Annotated in this window: 22 protein-coding genes; 21 read left to right on the top strand and 1 reads right to left on the bottom strand. The window is 64.6% G+C overall.

Features of this window, described 5'->3' with window-relative positions; translation table 11 throughout:
- Window positions 1-14 precede the first annotated feature (14 nt).
- The 21 genes from rplP (at window position 15) to ACZ5BH_RS03015 (ending at window position 10,525) form a co-directional block, all read left to right on the top strand.
- A complete protein-coding gene (gene rplP / locus ACZ5BH_RS03115; protein WP_464890463.1) occupies window positions 15-428 on the top strand; it encodes a 50S ribosomal protein L16 in 414 nt (137 codons plus the stop codon).
- Window positions 428-625: a 50S ribosomal protein L29 gene (rpmC, locus tag ACZ5BH_RS03110; protein WP_464890462.1), complete on the top strand. Its 198-nt coding sequence runs from the start codon at window positions 428-430 to the stop codon at window positions 623-625. Before rplP ends, rpmC begins: the two co-directional genes overlap by 1 nt.
- Window positions 622-888, top strand: a complete 267-nt coding sequence (rpsQ, locus tag ACZ5BH_RS03105) for a 30S ribosomal protein S17 (RefSeq protein ID WP_464890461.1) — start codon at window positions 622-624, stop codon at window positions 886-888. The genes rpmC and rpsQ overlap by 4 nt, the downstream gene beginning before the upstream one ends.
- Window positions 889-924: 36 nt before the next feature.
- Window positions 925-1,293, top strand: a complete 369-nt coding sequence (gene rplN / locus ACZ5BH_RS03100) for a 50S ribosomal protein L14 (RefSeq protein WP_464890460.1) — start codon at window positions 925-927, stop codon at window positions 1,291-1,293.
- Window positions 1,294-1,307: 14 nt separating this feature from the next.
- Window positions 1,308-1,628 carry a 50S ribosomal protein L24 gene (rplX, locus tag ACZ5BH_RS03095; RefSeq protein ID WP_464890459.1) on the top strand — a complete coding sequence of 107 codons (321 nt, stop codon included), beginning with the start codon at window positions 1,308-1,310 and terminating at the stop codon, window positions 1,626-1,628.
- Window positions 1,629-1,648: 20 nt separating this feature from the next.
- Window positions 1,649-2,188, top strand: a complete 540-nt coding sequence (gene rplE / locus ACZ5BH_RS03090) for a 50S ribosomal protein L5 (RefSeq protein WP_464890458.1) — start codon at window positions 1,649-1,651, stop codon at window positions 2,186-2,188.
- 15 nt (window positions 2,189-2,203) lie between these two features.
- The gene (gene rpsN / locus ACZ5BH_RS03085) at window positions 2,204-2,509 is read left to right on the top strand and encodes a 30S ribosomal protein S14 (protein ID WP_464890457.1); all 306 of its coding nucleotides are present in this window, start codon (window positions 2,204-2,206) and stop codon (window positions 2,507-2,509) included.
- Between the two features lie 24 nt (window positions 2,510-2,533).
- Window positions 2,534-2,929 carry a 30S ribosomal protein S8 gene (gene rpsH, locus ACZ5BH_RS03080; RefSeq protein WP_464890456.1) on the top strand — a complete coding sequence of 132 codons (396 nt, stop codon included), beginning with the start codon at window positions 2,534-2,536 and terminating at the stop codon, window positions 2,927-2,929.
- Between the two features lie 18 nt (window positions 2,930-2,947).
- Window positions 2,948-3,475, top strand: coding sequence for a 50S ribosomal protein L6 (gene rplF, locus ACZ5BH_RS03075; RefSeq protein WP_464890455.1), 528 nt, complete (start codon window positions 2,948-2,950; stop codon window positions 3,473-3,475).
- A gap of 15 nt (window positions 3,476-3,490) precedes the next feature.
- Window positions 3,491-3,844 carry a 50S ribosomal protein L18 gene (rplR, locus tag ACZ5BH_RS03070; RefSeq protein ID WP_464890454.1) on the top strand — a complete coding sequence of 118 codons (354 nt, stop codon included), beginning with the start codon at window positions 3,491-3,493 and terminating at the stop codon, window positions 3,842-3,844.
- Between the two features lie 10 nt (window positions 3,845-3,854).
- Window positions 3,855-4,361, top strand: coding sequence for a 30S ribosomal protein S5 (gene rpsE / locus ACZ5BH_RS03065; protein WP_464890453.1), 507 nt, complete (start codon window positions 3,855-3,857; stop codon window positions 4,359-4,361).
- A 4-nt stretch (window positions 4,362-4,365) separates the two neighbouring features.
- A complete protein-coding gene (rpmD, locus tag ACZ5BH_RS03060; protein ID WP_464890452.1) occupies window positions 4,366-4,557 on the top strand; it encodes a 50S ribosomal protein L30 in 192 nt (63 codons plus the stop codon).
- Between the two features lie 4 nt (window positions 4,558-4,561).
- Window positions 4,562-4,996 (top strand): 50S ribosomal protein L15, encoded by a 435-nt coding sequence (gene rplO / locus ACZ5BH_RS03055; protein ID WP_464890451.1) that lies wholly within the window; start codon window positions 4,562-4,564, stop codon window positions 4,994-4,996.
- A gap of 27 nt (window positions 4,997-5,023) precedes the next feature.
- Window positions 5,024-6,352 carry a preprotein translocase subunit SecY gene (gene secY / locus ACZ5BH_RS03050; protein WP_464890450.1) on the top strand — a complete coding sequence of 443 codons (1,329 nt, stop codon included), beginning with the start codon at window positions 5,024-5,026 and terminating at the stop codon, window positions 6,350-6,352.
- A 31-nt stretch (window positions 6,353-6,383) separates the two neighbouring features.
- Window positions 6,384-6,497, top strand: a complete 114-nt coding sequence (gene rpmJ / locus ACZ5BH_RS03045; protein WP_464890449.1) for a 50S ribosomal protein L36 — start codon at window positions 6,384-6,386, stop codon at window positions 6,495-6,497.
- 137 nt (window positions 6,498-6,634) lie between these two features.
- Complete coding sequence (gene rpsM / locus ACZ5BH_RS03040) at window positions 6,635-6,991, top strand: 30S ribosomal protein S13 (protein WP_464890448.1); 357 nt, start codon at window positions 6,635-6,637, stop codon at window positions 6,989-6,991.
- Window positions 6,992-7,009: 18 nt separating this feature from the next.
- Entirely contained in the window at window positions 7,010-7,402 is a 393-nt protein-coding gene (gene rpsK, locus ACZ5BH_RS03035) for a 30S ribosomal protein S11 (protein WP_464890447.1), read from the top strand.
- Window positions 7,403-7,417: 15 nt separating this feature from the next.
- On the top strand, window positions 7,418-8,047 hold the full coding sequence (gene rpsD / locus ACZ5BH_RS03030; RefSeq protein ID WP_464890446.1) for a 30S ribosomal protein S4: 630 nt from the start codon (window positions 7,418-7,420) through the stop codon (window positions 8,045-8,047).
- Between the two features lie 60 nt (window positions 8,048-8,107).
- Complete coding sequence (locus ACZ5BH_RS03025; RefSeq protein WP_464890445.1) at window positions 8,108-9,118, top strand: DNA-directed RNA polymerase subunit alpha; 1,011 nt, start codon at window positions 8,108-8,110, stop codon at window positions 9,116-9,118.
- A 43-nt stretch (window positions 9,119-9,161) separates the two neighbouring features.
- Window positions 9,162-9,569: a 50S ribosomal protein L17 gene (gene rplQ, locus ACZ5BH_RS03020; RefSeq protein WP_464890444.1), complete on the top strand. Its 408-nt coding sequence runs from the start codon at window positions 9,162-9,164 to the stop codon at window positions 9,567-9,569.
- A 230-nt stretch (window positions 9,570-9,799) separates the two neighbouring features.
- Window positions 9,800-10,525, top strand: a complete 726-nt coding sequence (locus ACZ5BH_RS03015) for an SAM hydrolase/SAM-dependent halogenase family protein (RefSeq protein ID WP_464890443.1) — start codon at window positions 9,800-9,802, stop codon at window positions 10,523-10,525.
- 50 nt (window positions 10,526-10,575) lie between these two features.
- Here ACZ5BH_RS03015 and uvrA read toward each other — a convergent pair whose 3' ends face one another.
- Complete coding sequence (gene uvrA / locus ACZ5BH_RS03010; protein WP_464890442.1) at window positions 10,576-13,446, bottom strand: excinuclease ABC subunit UvrA; 2,871 nt, start codon at window positions 13,444-13,446, stop codon at window positions 10,576-10,578.
- Window positions 13,447-13,476: the final 30 nt, after the last annotated feature.

Below are 13,476 nucleotides of genomic sequence, written 5' to 3'. Positions count from 1 at the left end.
AGGAGTCCAGAGACATGCTGCAACCGAAACGCACGAAATTCCGCAAGCAACAGAAAGGGCGCAACCGCGGCCTGGCGACCCGGGGCAACAAGGTCAGCTTCGGCGAGTATGGCCTGCAGGCCACCGGCCGGGGCCGCCTGACGGCCCGCCAGATCGAAGCCGCCCGGCGGGCCATGACCCGGCACATCAAGCGTGGCGGCAAGATCTGGATCCGCGTGTTTCCCGACAAGCCCATCTCCAAGAAGCCCCTGGAAGTGCGCATGGGCAAGGGCAAGGGCAACGTCGAATACTGGGTGGCCCAGATCCAGCCGGGCCGCGTGCTGTATGAAATGGAAGGGGTGGCCGAAGACGTGGCCCGCGAGGCGTTTCGCCTGGCCGCGGCCAAACTGCCGATTTCCACCACCTTCGTAACCCGGACGGTACTGTGATGAAAGCCAGCGAATTGCGTGAGAAGAGTGTCGAGGAGCTCAAACAGGAGCTGCTGAACCTGACCCGCGAAAAGTTCAACCTGCGGATGCAGAAGGGCACCGGGCAGCTGGCGCGGCCGCACCAGCTCAAGGCCGTGCGCCGCAACATTGCCAGGATCAAGACCATCCTGAACGAAAAAGCAGGTAAGACAGCATGAGCGAAGGACAGAAGAACAAGCGCACGGTCACCGGCCGTGTGGTCAGCGACAAGATGGACAAGACCATCACCGTGCTGGTGGAACGCCGCGTCAAGCACCCGGTGTACGGCAAGTACATCAAGCGCTCCACCAAGCTGCATGCGCACGATGCAAACAACGAGTGCCAGATCGGCGATCTGGTCACCATCAGTGAATGCCGGCCGATCTCCAAGACCAAGACCTGGGTTCTGGAAAAGATCGTCGAACGGGCAGCCACGGTTTAAGGATCGGACGATCCACAGGTTCAGCGGAGACAAGCCATGATTCAGATGCAAACCATGCTCGAAGTCGCCGACAACAGCGGCGCGCGTCGGGTGCAGTGTATCAAGGTGCTCGGTGGGTCGAAGCGCCGCTATGCCGGCGTGGGCGACATCATCAAGGTGAGCATCAAGGAAGCCATTCCGCGCGGTCGCGTGAAGAAGGGTGACGTGTTCAACGCCGTGGTGGTGCGTACCCGCAAGGGCGTGCGCCGGCCCGACGGCTCGGTGATCCGCTTCGACAGCAACGCCGCGGTGCTGCTCAACAACCAGTTGCAGCCCATCGGCACCCGTATCTTCGGGCCGGTGACCCGTGAACTGCGTACTGAGCAGTTCATGAAGATCATTTCCCTGGCTCCTGAAGTTCTGTAAGGCAGAGACTAGACATGTTCAAGATCAAGAAAGGTGACGAGGTCATCGTCATCACCGGCAAGGACAAGGGCAAGCGCGGAACCGTGGTTCGGGTGATTCCCGAAACCGGCCGGGTGGTCGTGGAAAACGTCAACCTGGTGAAGAAGCACCAGAAGCCCAATCCCAATCTCGGCATCCCCGGCGGGATCGTCGAGAAGGAGATGCCGCTGGATGTCTCCAACGTGGCGATCTACAACCCGACCACCGGCAAGGCCGACCGGGTGGGCTTCAAGTTCCTCGAAGACGGCCGCAAGGTACGGTATTTCAAATCCAACGGCGAAGTCATTGACGCCTAAACAATCCAGGTTGCAGAACGATGGCGAGATTACAGGAATTCTACAAGGACCAGGTGGTCAAGCAGCTCCAGGAGCAGTTTGGCTACAAGAGCATCATGGAGGTCCCGCGGATCACCAAGATCACCCTCAACATGGGGGTGGGTGAGGCGGTGGCCGACAAGAAGGTGCTCGAGCACGCCGTGGCCGACATGACCAAGATCGCCGGCCAGAAGCCCATCATCACCAAGGCCCGCAAGTCCGTGGCCGGATTCAAGGTGCGGGAAGGCTGGCCCATCGGCTGCAAGGTGACCCTGCGCCGGGAGCGGATGTACGAGTTCCTGGACCGTCTGATCAGCATTGCCATCCCCCGGATTCGGGACTTCCGCGGGCTCAGCCCCAAGTCCTTCGACGGGCGGGGCAACTACAGCATGGGCGTGAAGGAGCAGATCATCTTCCCGGAGATCGAATACGACAAGATCGATGCCCTGCGTGGCATGGACATCACCATCACCACCACCGCCCGCACTGACGAGGAAGGCCGAGCGCTGCTCAAGGCGTTCAACTTCCCGCTCAAGTCATAGGTCCAGGAGAGAGACATGGCCAAGGTTTGCATGATCGAGCGCGAGAAGAAGCGCGAAAAGATGGTCAAGAAGTACGCCAAGAAGCGGGCGGAACTCAAGGCCATCATCAAGAACCCCGAAACCCCGTACGAGGAGCGCATGGCCGCGCAGGAACAGTTGCAGAAGCTGCCGCGCAATGCCTCGCCCGTACGCCAGCAGCGTCGTTGCCGCCTGACCGGCCGGCCCCATGCGGTCTACCGCAAGTTCGGCCTGTGCCGCAACAAGCTGCGTGAACACACCATGCAGGGCAACGTGCCCGGTCTGCGCAAGGCCAGCTGGTAACCGAGATTTGCAGGAGCAAAACCGATGAGTATGAGTGATCCCATCGCCGACATGCTGACCCGCATCCGCAATGCGCTGCATGCCGGCAAGCCGGACGTGACCATGCCGCTGTCCAAGCAGAAGAAGGCCATCGCCCAGGTACTGCTCGACGAGGGCTACATCGCCGCCGTCGAGGAAACCGAGTTCGAGGGCAAGCCCGGTCTGCGCATCGGCCTCAAGTATCACGAGGGCCGGCCGGTGATCGAGAAGATCAAGCGCGTCAGCCGTCCGGGCCTGCGGATCTACAAGGGCAAGGACGAACTGCCCCGCGTGATGGGCGGACTCGGCATCGCCATCGTCTCCACCTCGGCCGGTCTGATGACCGACCGCGCGGCCCGCAAGGCCGGGCACGGTGGAGAAATCCTGTGCACCGTACAGTAAACGACAGGTCGAAAGAACATGGCTAGAATCACCCCGCTGAACATTCCCAAGGGCGTCGAGCTGACCATCGACGGTCAGCACGTCACGGCCAAGGGCGGCAAGGGCACCCTGGAATGGACCATTCATCCGAGTGTGGAAATCGTCCGTGACGGCGACGTGCTGACCTTCGTGCCCCGCGAGGGCATGCCGGGCGCCGTGGCCCAGAGCGGCACCGCCCGTTCCCTGGTCAACAACATGATGATCGGGGTGAGCACCGGTTTCGAGAAGAAGCTGGAGCTGGTCGGCGTGGGCTATCGTGCCCAGGTCCAGGGCCGCAACCTGAACCTGACCCTGGGGCATTCGCACCCGATCAGCTACGAGGCGCCCGAGGGCATCACCATCGAGGCGCCGAGCCAGACCGAGGTGGTGGTCAAGGGCATCGACAAGCAGAAGGTGGGCCAGGTGGCCGCGGAAATCCGCGCCTTCCGCCCGCCGGAGCCTTACAAGGGCAAGGGCGTCAAGTACGCCGACGAGCACATCGTGCGCAAAGAAGCCAAGAAGAAGTAAGGGCAGGACAAGACTATGGACAAGAAAGCAATCCGACTGCGCCGCGCTCGCCGCACCCGCGCCAAGATCCGCGAACTGGCCGTGCCGCGCCTCACGGTGCACCGCACGCCGCGGCACATCTACGCCCAGGTCATCGCGCCCAACGGCAGCGAAGTCATCGCGGCGGCCTCGACCGTTCAGGCCGATGTCAAGAAGGAACTCAAGAGTACCGGCAATGCCGAGGCCGCGGCCGTGGTCGGCAAGCTGATTGCCGAGAAGGCCAAGGCCGCAGGGGTCACCACGGTGGCATTCGATCGTTCGGGCTTCAAGTACCACGGCCGGGTGAAGGCGCTGGCGGATGCCGCGCGTGAAGCCGGGCTGCAATTCTAAGGGTTAAATCATGGCTGGATTCGATAAAGAACAGAACGGCGACGGCCTGCAGGAGCGGCTGGTCGGCATCCGACGCGTCGCCAAGGTGGTCAAGGGTGGCCGGATTTTCGGTTTCTCCGCGCTGACCGTGGTCGGTGACGGCCAGGGCCGGGTCGGTTTCGGCCGCGGCAAGGCCCGCGAGGTGCCGGTGGCCATCCAGAAGGCCATGGAGAACGCTCGCAAGAACATGGTGCAGGTGCCCCTGAAGAACGGCACCCTGCAGTACCCGATCACCGCCGAGCACGGGGCCGCCAAGGTCTACATGCAGCCGGCCTCGGAAGGGACCGGGGTTATCGCCGGCGGTCCCATGCGTGCCGTGTTCGACGTGGTCGGCGTGCACGACGTGCTGGCCAAGTGCATCGGTTCCAACAACCCCATCAATGTCGTCCGCGCCACCATCAAGGGTCTGGCGGCCATGTCCTCTCCGGAGCAGGTCGCGGCCAAGCGGGGCAAGAAGGTCGACGAGATTCTGGACTAGACCCATGGCAGACAAAGGCAAGATCAAGGTAAAGCTGGTGCGCAGCACGAATGGCCGACTGGCCGCCCACAAGGCCTGCGTGCGCGGCCTGGGCCTGCGGCGCATGCACCAGGTGGTGGAAGTCGAGGATACCCCCTGCACCCGTGGCATGATCAACAAGGTCAGCTACATGGTCCAGGTCGTCGAGGAGAGCTGAGAAGATGCGTCTGAATACACTCAAGCCCGCCGAGGGCGCCCGCAAGCCGCGCAAGCGCGTCGGCCGCGGCATCGGATCCGGTCTGGGCAAGACGGCCGGCCGGGGTCACAAGGGCCAGAAATCCCGTTCCGGCGGCTTCCACAAGGTCGGTTTCGAAGGCGGCCAGATGCCGCTGCAACGTCGCCTGCCCAAGGTGGGCTTCCGCTCGCGGATCGGCATGGTGACCGACGAAATCCGCCTGCACGAGCTGAACAAGGTGGACGCCGAGGTCATCGATCTGGATGCCCTGCGCAAGGCCGGCCTCATCAACCGCAACATCCAGCGGGTCAAGGTCATGGCCTCCGGCACCATCGACAAGGCCGTGACCCTCAAGGGGATCATGGTCACCAAGGGTGCGCGCCAGGCCATCGAAGCCGCTGGCGGCAAGGTCGAAGAGTAAGCCACGGTGGGCGCCTCACGTTCCGCCATGGCCGATGCTCTGGCCGCCGGCAAGTTCACCGAGCTGCGGCAACGGATCTTCTTCCTCATCGGCGCATTGCTGGTCTTTCGTGCAGGCTCCTTCATCACCGTGCCGGGACTGGACCCGAACGAGCTGGAGCGGTTGTTCGAGCAGCAGTCGGGCACCATCCTGGCCATGTTCAACATGTTTTCCGGCGGGGCGCTCAGTCGCCTTTCGATCTTCGCGCTGGGGATCATGCCGTACATCTCGGCCTCGATCATCATCCAGCTGCTGACCAAGGTGCATCCCAAGCTCGAGCAGTTGAGCAAGGAAGGCGCGGCCGGGCGGCGCAAGATCACCCAGTACACGCGGATCAGCACCCTGGCGCTGGCCACCTTCCAGGCCCTCGGCGTGGCCGTGGCCCTGGCCCGGCAGCCGGGGCTGGTGATCATGGACCACAACACGTTCTACTTCACCACCGTGGTCACCCTGGTCACCGGCACCATGTTCCTGATGTGGCTGGGCGAGCAGATCACCGAGCGAGGCATCGGCAACGGCATTTCGATGATCATCTTCGCCGGTATCGTGGCGGGCCTGCCCGCGGCGATCGCCGGGACGCTGGAGATGGGCAACACCGGGGAGCTGAGCTACGGCTTCATCTTGGTGCTGTTCCTCCTGGCCCTGGGCGTGACCGCCTTCGTGGTGTTCATGGAGCGGGGGCAGCGGCGGATCACCGTGAACTATGCCAAGCGCCAGCAGGGGCGCAAGCTGTACGCGGCCCAGAGCAGCCATCTGCCGCTGAAGATCAACATGGCCGGGGTGATCCCGCCGATCTTCGCCTCCAGCATCATCCTGTTCCCGGCCACCCTGGCAGGCTGGTTCGGCGGCGATCCGGATGGACCGATGGGCTGGATGCAGGACGTGGCCACCATGCTCTCGCCGGGACAGCCGGTGTACGTGCTGCTCTATGCGCTGGCCATCGTGTTCTTCTGCTTCTTCTACACGGCGTTGATGTTCAACCCCAAGGAGACGGCAGACAACCTGAAGAAATCCGGGGCCTTCATCCCCGGGATCCGGCCGGGCGAGCAGACGGCCAGGTACATCGACGGGATCATGGGCCGCCTGACCCTGGTGGGGGCCGTGTACATCACCGCGGTGTGCCTGCTGCCCGAGTTCCTGATCGTGTGGAAGAGCGTGCCGTTCTACTTCGGCGGCACCTCGCTGCTGATCATCGTGGTGGTGGTGATGGATTTCATGGCCCAGGTGCAGGCCCATCTGATGTCGCACCAGTACGAGAGCCTGATGAAGAAGGCCAACCTCAAGGGCGGCGGCGGTGCCGGCGGCCTGTTGCGATAGACCGAATACTGACATTTTTGGAGTGTGAACCATGAAAGTGCGTGCATCCGTGAAGAAACTGTGCCGGAACTGCAAGATCATCCGCCGCCAGGGCGTGGTGCGCGTGATCTGCAAGGATCCGCGTCACAAGCAGCGCCAGGGTTAGCCTCCCGCTGGCCGTTAGTGCAAGATTTGTTCCCGTTGGCCTTGCTCTGGCAGGGCATTTTTCGTAGAATTGCGCGTTTTCCCGGACCGTCGCGTTCGGTGGAATGCCCAGGATTCGACTGATTCAGGAGTAACTCCATGGCCCGCATTGCTGGCATCAACATTCCGGACAACAAACATACCGAAATCGCCCTCACGGCCATCTACGGTATCGGCCGGACCCGTGCCCGGGAAATCTGCGCCGCCACCGGCGTGCGCCCCGACGTCAAGATCCGCGATCTGGACGACAGCCAGATCGAGGCGCTGCGCCAGGAGGTGGGCAAGTACACCGTCGAAGGCGATCTGCGCCGGGAAGTGTCCATGAACATCAAGCGGTTGATGGATCTCGGCTGCTACCGCGGGATCCGCCACCGCCGGGGGCTGCCCCTGCGCGGCCAGCGCACCCGTACCAACGCCCGGACCCGCAAGGGCCCGCGCAAGCCCATCAAGCGTTAATCAGACAGGTTTCCAGACATGGCAGCAAAATCTTCCGGTCGTACCCGCAAGAAGGTCAAGCGCGACGTCTCCGACGGCATCGCGCATATCCACGCCTCCTTCAACAACACCATCGTGACTATCACCGATCGCCAGGGCAATACCCTGTGCTGGGCCACGGCCGGCGGCTCCGGTTTCCGCGGGTCACGCAAGAGCACGCCCTTCGCTGCCCAGGTGGCCGCCGAGCGGGCCGGGACCATGGCCCAGGAATTCGGCATGAAGAACCTGGAAGTCAACGTCAAGGGCCCGGGCCCGGGGCGGGAGTCGGCCGTGCGCGCCCTCAACGCCAAAGGCTTCAAGATCACCAACATCAAGGACGTGACGCCCATTCCGCACAATGGCTGCCGTCCGCCCAAGAAACGTCGCGTATAAAGCGGGAGAACTACCTTGGCACGATACATCGGACCCAAATGTCGTCTTTGTCGCCGGGAAGGGGAGAAGCTCTTCCTCAAGGGCGAAAAGTGTTTCAGCAGCAAGTGCGCCATGGAGAACCGCGCTTTCCCGCCCGGCCAGCATGGCCAGGCCCGTCGTGGCCGCATGTCCGACTATGCGACCCAGCTGCGCGAGAAGCAGAAACTGCGCCGCATCTACGGCGTGCTGGAAAACCAGTTCCGCGCCTATTACAAGGAAGCCGACCGGCGCAAGGGCTCCACGGGCGAAAACCTGCTGCAACTGCTGGAATCGCGCCTGGACAACGTGGTCTATCGCATGGGCTTCGGCGCCTCCCGCTCGGAAGCCCGGCAGCTGGTGCGGCACAAGGCCATCACCGTCAACGGCCGCAAGGTCACCATCCCCTCCTATCAGGTGAAGGCGGGTGACGTGATCGCCGTGAACGAGAAGGCCGCCAAGCAACTGCGGATCCGTGCCGCCGCCGCTGCGGCCAGCCAGCGCGGCCTGGTGGACTGGGTCGACGTGGATCTGAACAAGCTGGAAGGCGTGTACAAGAGCGTGCCGGAGCGCAGCGAACTGCCGTCTGACATCAACGAGCACCTGGTCGTCGAACTGTACTCCAAGTAAGCCGCCGCATACGGCAACGATGTCGGAAAACCACAGGAACCTTTGAGAGGGCATTCATACATGCAGGCCTCAGCATCTGAACTACTTACCCCGCGGATCGTCGACATCCAGCAGATCGACAAGACGCGCGCCAAGGTGACCCTCGAACCCCTGGAGCGGGGCTTCGGGCACACCCTGGGCAATGCCCTGCGCCGCATCCTGCTCTCCTCGATGACCGGCTGCGCCATCGTGGAAGCGGAGATCGAGGGCGTGCTGCACGAGTACACCACCATCGAAGGGGTCCAGGAAGACGTGGTCGACATCCTGCTCAACCTCAAGGGCGTGGCCCTGCGCCTCGAGGGCAGCGAGAACGAAGCGACCCTGACCCTGAACAAGAAGGGCCCGGGCCCGGTGACCGCCGGCGACATCAGTCTGCCCCACAACGTGCAGGTGATCAATCCCGAGCACGTCATCGCCAACCTGACCAAGGCCGGCGAGCTGAACATGACCCTCAAGGTGGCCCGGGGTCGGGGCTACCAGCCCTCCACCCAGCGCCTCACCGAAGAGGACGAGGACAAGCCCATCGGCCGTCTGACCCTGGACGCCAGCTTCAGCCCGGTGCAGCGCGTGGCCTACGTGGTCGACAGTGCCCGCGTCGAGCAGCGTACCGACCTCGACAAGCTGATCATCGAGCTGGAAACCAACGGCACCATCGATCCGGAAGAGGCCATCCGCAGCGCCGCCACCATCCTCCAGGAGCAGCTTTCGGCCTTCGTCGATCTGCGCGGCACCGCCCAGGAGCCGGAAGCCGAGCACGAGCCGGACATCGATCCCATCCTGCTGCGCCCGGTGGACGATCTGGAGCTGACCGTGCGCTCCGCCAACTGCCTGAAGGCCGAGCAGATCTTCTACATCGGCGATCTGATCCAGCGCACCGAGGTGGAGCTGCTCAAGACCCCGAATCTGGGCAAGAAGTCCCTCACCGAGATCAAGGACGTGCTGGCCTCCCGCGGCCTCTCCCTGGGCATGCGCCTGGAGAACTGGCCGCCGCCCAGCCTGAAGAAGAAACAGCAGGAGGAAGGCGTCGCCTGAGGGCGCCTTCTTCTTCCCAACCGCATCGCGAAGGTAGAGACTCATGCGTCACCGTAAAAGTGGTCGTAAACTGAACCGCACCAGCAGCCACCGCCAGGCCATGTTCCGCAACATGTCGGCGTCGCTGTTCAAGCACGAGATGATCCGCACCACCCTGGCCAAGGCCAAGGAACTGCGGCGCACCGCCGAGCCGCTGATCACCCTGGCCAAGACCGACTCGGTGGCCAATCGCCGCCTGGCCTTCGCCCGCCTGCGCGACAAGGAGGCCGTGGGCAAGCTGTTCAACGAACTCGGCCCGCGCTACCAGGACCGCCCCGGCGGCTACCTGCGCATCCTCAAGTGCGGCTTCCGTGCCGGCGACAATGCGCCCATGGCCATCGTCGAGCTGGTCGACCGCCCCGTGGCCGCCGAAGGCGAAACCCAGACCGAAGAGGCCGCGGCCAGCGCGTAACGGGCCGCATGACCGCTATACTCAAAAACCGGGGCTTGCCCCGGTTTTTTTGTGTCTGGAGACGGGCTGAAAAGTCCAACGCAAAGGTGCGAAGACGCGAAGGGCGCAAAGAGTTTTGAAAAGACGTGTAGGAGCGGCGCAAGCCGCGAAATCATTCTAAAAATGGTCGCGGCTCGCGCCGCTCCTACATGCCTTTGCGTTGAAATCATCGATCGACAAGGGCCGAGCGCATGATCTTCCTGTTTGACGATTTCGGCTGGCAGGGCCCCTACACGGGCCAGATGAAGACGGTGCTGGCGCAGCAGGCGGCAGGGATTCCGGTAGTCGATCTGATGCACGATGCGCCGGCCTTCCGGCCGCAGGCGGCCGGGGCCTTGCTGGCGGCGCTGGTGCCCTGGTTGCCCGCGTCGGCGGTGGTGCTGGCGGTGGTGGATCCCGGTGTCGGCACCGAGCGGTTGCCGTGCCTCGTCGAGGCCGACGGGCGCCATTTCGTCGGGCCGGCCAACGGCCTGTTCGACCGTGTGGCGCAGCGGGCGGATTCGGCACGGGCCTGGCGCATCGACTGGCGGCCGGAGACGCTTTCGGCCTCCTTCCACGGCCGCGATCTCTTCGCACCGGTGGCGGCGATGCTGGCTACGGGACGAGCGTTTGACCGTTCCCCCATGGAACTGTGGCAACCGGCTGCGCCGGTCGAATCGGAACTGGCCGAGGTGATCTATATCGACAGTTACGGCAATGCCATGACCGGCCTGGGCGCCGATGCCGTGCCGGAGACGGCGGTGATTCGGTGCGGGGAACAGATGTTCCGCCACGCCCGCACCTTCGGCGAGGTGCCGCCGGGGGAAGGGTTCTGGTACGTCAATTCGCTGGGGCTGGTGGAGCTGGCGGTGAATCAGGGCAGTGCGGCGCAACGCTACGGGCTTGAGATTGGCGCGCCGGTGCAGGTGGGGGGATGAGCTCCCCTGGCCCGGGTTGCCGGCTCCGCCGCGGTGCGGCTTGAGCCGGCCTACGGGTCGGTGGCCAGGCCGGTTTCAGCGGGATGTTCCCTCGTCCCGGCCTCCTCCAGCAGCGGGAGCAGATAGCGCCCGGTGTGGGAATCGGGGTGGCGGGCGACTTCCTCGGGGGTGCCGGTGCAGACGATGGTGCCGCCCTTGCTGCCGCCTTCGGGGCCGAGGTCGATGATCCAGTCGGCGGTCTTGATCACGTCCAGGTTGTGTTCGATGACCACGATGGTGTTGCCGTGGTCGCGCAGGCGGTGGAGCACGGCCAGCAGTTGCTCGATGTCGTGGAAGTGCAGGCCGGTGGTGGGTTCGTCGAGGATGTAGAGGGTGCGGCCGGTGTCGCGCTTGGACAGTTCCCGGGCCAGTTTCACCCGCTGGGCCTCGCCGCCGGAGAGGGTGGTGGCGTTCTGGCCGAGGGTGATGTAGGACAGGCCCACGTCCATCAGGGTCTGCAGCTTGCGGCGCACCACGGGCACCGCGTCGAAGAACGCCAGGGCCTCTTCCACGGTCATCGACAGCACCTCGTGGATGGTCTTGCCCTTGTACTTGATCTCCAGGGTTTCACGGTTGTAGCGCCGGCCGTGACAGACGTCGCAGGCCACGTAGATGTCGGGCAGGAAGTGCATCTCCACCTTGATCACGCCGTCGCCCTGGCAGGCTTCGCAGCGCCCGCCCTTGACGTTGAAACTGAAGCGGCCAGGGGTGTAGCCCCGGGCGCGGGCCTCGGGGGTGGCGGCAAACAGCTCGCGGATGGGGGTGAAGAGCTGGGTGTAGGTGGCCGGGTTGGAGCGCGGCGTGCGGCCGATGGGGCTCTGGTCGATGTCCACCACCTTGTCGAACTGGTCGAGGCCGGTGATCGCCTCGCAGGGGGCCGGCTCCTCGGTGCTGCCGTTGATGTGCCGGGCCGCGTAGCGGTAGAGGGTGTCGTTGATCAGGGTGGACTTTCCGGAGCCGGAGACGCCGGTCACCGCGGTCATCAGGCCCACCGGGATCTGCACGTTGACCCTGCGCAGGTTGTTGCCGCTGGCGCCGAGGATGCTGATCTGGCGGGCCGGGTCCCGCGGCGTGCGTTCGGCCGGCACGGCGATGACCCGTCGGCGCGAGAGATACTGGCCGGTGAGCGAGGCCGGATTGCCCATGATCTCCTCGGGCGTGCCCTGGGCGACGATCCGTCCGCCGTGGATGCCGGCGCCGGGGCCGATGTCCACCACGTGATCGGCGCTGAGGATGGCTTCCTCGTCGTGCTCCACCACGATCACCGTGTTGCCCAGATCCCGCAGGTCGCGCAGGGTGTTGAGCAGGCGGGTGTTGTCCCGCTGATGCAGGCCGATGGAGGGTTCGTCGAGGATGTACATCACGCCCACCAGGCCGGCGCCGATCTGGCTGGCCAGGCGGATGCGCTGGGCCTCGCCGCCGGAGAGGGTATCGGCGCTGCGATCCAGGGTGAGGTATTCCAGGCCCACGTTGACCAGAAAGGCCAGCCGTTCGCGGATCTCCTTGACGATCCGCTCGGCGATCTTGCCGCGCCGGCCGGGCAGACGGAAGCCGGTGAAGAAGGTCAGGGCTTCGTCGATGGGCAGGGCGGTGATCTCGGGCAGGCTGCGGTCACAGACGAAGACGTTGCGGGCGGCCTCGTTGAGGCGGGTACCGCCGCAGTCGGGACAGGGCTGGGAGGCGAGGTATTTGGCCAGTTCCTCGCGCACGGCGTTGGACTCGGTTTCCCGGTAGCGGCGCTGCATGTTGTTCAGAATGCCCTCGAAGGGCTGGACCTTGCGGTAGGCGCCGCCGCGCTCGTTGTAATAGACGAATTCGATTTCCTCGTCGCCGGAGCCGTACAGGATCACGTTGCGGATCTTCTTCGGCAGCTTGCGGAAGGGGGTGTCCATGTCGAAGCCGTAGTGCTCGGCGAGGGAGGCGAGCATCTGGAAATAGTAGGCGTTGCGCCGATCCCAGCCGCGGATGGCGCCTTCGGCCAGGCTGAGTTCGGGACGGCTGACCACGCGCTCCGGATCGAAGAACTGCTGGTGGCCGAGGCCGTCGCAGGTGGGGCAGGCCCCGGCGGGGTTGTTGAACGAGAAGAGACGCGGCTCAAGCTCCGATAGTGAGTACCCGCAAACGGGGCAGGCATAGCGGGCCGAGAACACCAGATCCTCCCGTTCGCCATCCAGCCAGGCGATCCGGGCGATGCCCTCACCCAGGGCCAGCGCCGTCTCGAGGGAGTCGGCGAGGCGGGTCTTGAGGTCGGGGCGCACCTTGAAGCGGTCCACCACCGCTTCGATGGTGTGCTTGCGCCGCTTGTCGAGTTTCGGCACGTCGTCCAGTTCCACCACCTTGCCGTCCACCCGGGCCCGCACGTAGCCCTCGGCGCGCAGGCGCTCGAAGACGGCCTCGTGCTCCCCCTTGCGGGCGTCCACCAGGGGCGCCAGCAGCATCAGCCGGCTGCCCTCGGGCAGGGCCAGGATCGTGTCCACCATCTGGCTGACGGTCTGGGCGTCGAGCACGGTGCCGTGCTCGGGGCAGCGGGGCTCGCCGGCCCGGGCGAACAGCAGGCGCAGGTAGTCGTAGATCTCGGTGATGGTGCCCACCGTGGAGCGGGGATTGTGGGAGGTGGACTTCTGCTCGATGGAGATGGCCGGCGACAGGCCCTCGATGTGGTCGATGTCGGGTTTTTCCATCACCGACAGGAACTGCCGGGCGTAGGCCGAGAGGGATTCCACGTAGCGCCGCTGCCCCTCGGCATAGATGGTGTCGAAGGCCAGCGACGACTTGCCCGAGCCCGACAGGCCGGTGATCACGATCAGCCGGTCCCGCGGCAGGTCGAGATCGAGGTTCTGCAGATTGTGGGTGCGCGCCCCGCGCAGGCGGATGGTATCCATGGGGAGGTACCGCAAAGAGGAAAACGCGCC

It is taken from the genome of Thioprofundum lithotrophicum (assembly GCF_055387065.1).
This window is presented reverse-complemented; position numbering and strand designations above follow the sequence as displayed.

Bases quoted from the DNA above. Each gene is read 5' to 3' on its own strand.
- rpsN (WP_464890457.1), top strand. From the start codon at position 2,204: ATGGCCAAGGTTTGCATGATCGAGCGCGAGAAGAAGCGCGAAAAGATG.
- rpmC (WP_464890462.1), top strand. From the start codon at position 428: ATGAAAGCCAGCGAATTGCGTGAGAAGAGTGTCGAGGAGCTCAAACAG.
- rpsK (WP_464890447.1), top strand. From the start codon at position 7,010: ATGGCAGCAAAATCTTCCGGTCGTACCCGCAAGAAGGTCAAGCGCGAC.
- ACZ5BH_RS03025 (WP_464890445.1), top strand. From the start codon at position 8,108: ATGCAGGCCTCAGCATCTGAACTACTTACCCCGCGGATCGTCGACATC.
- rplX (WP_464890459.1), top strand. From the start codon at position 1,308: ATGTTCAAGATCAAGAAAGGTGACGAGGTCATCGTCATCACCGGCAAG.
- secY (WP_464890450.1), top strand. From the start codon at position 5,024: ATGGCCGATGCTCTGGCCGCCGGCAAGTTCACCGAGCTGCGGCAACGG.
- rplE (WP_464890458.1), top strand. From the start codon at position 1,649: ATGGCGAGATTACAGGAATTCTACAAGGACCAGGTGGTCAAGCAGCTC.
- rplF (WP_464890455.1), top strand. From the start codon at position 2,948: ATGGCTAGAATCACCCCGCTGAACATTCCCAAGGGCGTCGAGCTGACC.
- rplR (WP_464890454.1), top strand. From the start codon at position 3,491: ATGGACAAGAAAGCAATCCGACTGCGCCGCGCTCGCCGCACCCGCGCC.
- rpsM (WP_464890448.1), top strand. From the start codon at position 6,635: ATGGCCCGCATTGCTGGCATCAACATTCCGGACAACAAACATACCGAA.
- rplN (WP_464890460.1), top strand. From the start codon at position 925: ATGATTCAGATGCAAACCATGCTCGAAGTCGCCGACAACAGCGGCGCG.
- rpmD (WP_464890452.1), top strand. From the start codon at position 4,366: ATGGCAGACAAAGGCAAGATCAAGGTAAAGCTGGTGCGCAGCACGAAT.
- ACZ5BH_RS03015 (WP_464890443.1), top strand. From the start codon at position 9,800: ATGATCTTCCTGTTTGACGATTTCGGCTGGCAGGGCCCCTACACGGGC.
- rplQ (WP_464890444.1), top strand. From the start codon at position 9,162: ATGCGTCACCGTAAAAGTGGTCGTAAACTGAACCGCACCAGCAGCCAC.
- rpsE (WP_464890453.1), top strand. From the start codon at position 3,855: ATGGCTGGATTCGATAAAGAACAGAACGGCGACGGCCTGCAGGAGCGG.
- rplP (WP_464890463.1), top strand. From the start codon at position 15: ATGCTGCAACCGAAACGCACGAAATTCCGCAAGCAACAGAAAGGGCGC.
- rplO (WP_464890451.1), top strand. From the start codon at position 4,562: ATGCGTCTGAATACACTCAAGCCCGCCGAGGGCGCCCGCAAGCCGCGC.
- uvrA (WP_464890442.1), bottom strand. From the start codon at position 13,446: ATGGATACCATCCGCCTGCGCGGGGCGCGCACCCACAATCTGCAGAAC.
- rpsQ (WP_464890461.1), top strand. From the start codon at position 622: ATGAGCGAAGGACAGAAGAACAAGCGCACGGTCACCGGCCGTGTGGTC.
- rpsH (WP_464890456.1), top strand. From the start codon at position 2,534: ATGAGTATGAGTGATCCCATCGCCGACATGCTGACCCGCATCCGCAAT.
- rpmJ (WP_464890449.1), top strand. From the start codon at position 6,384: ATGAAAGTGCGTGCATCCGTGAAGAAACTGTGCCGGAACTGCAAGATC.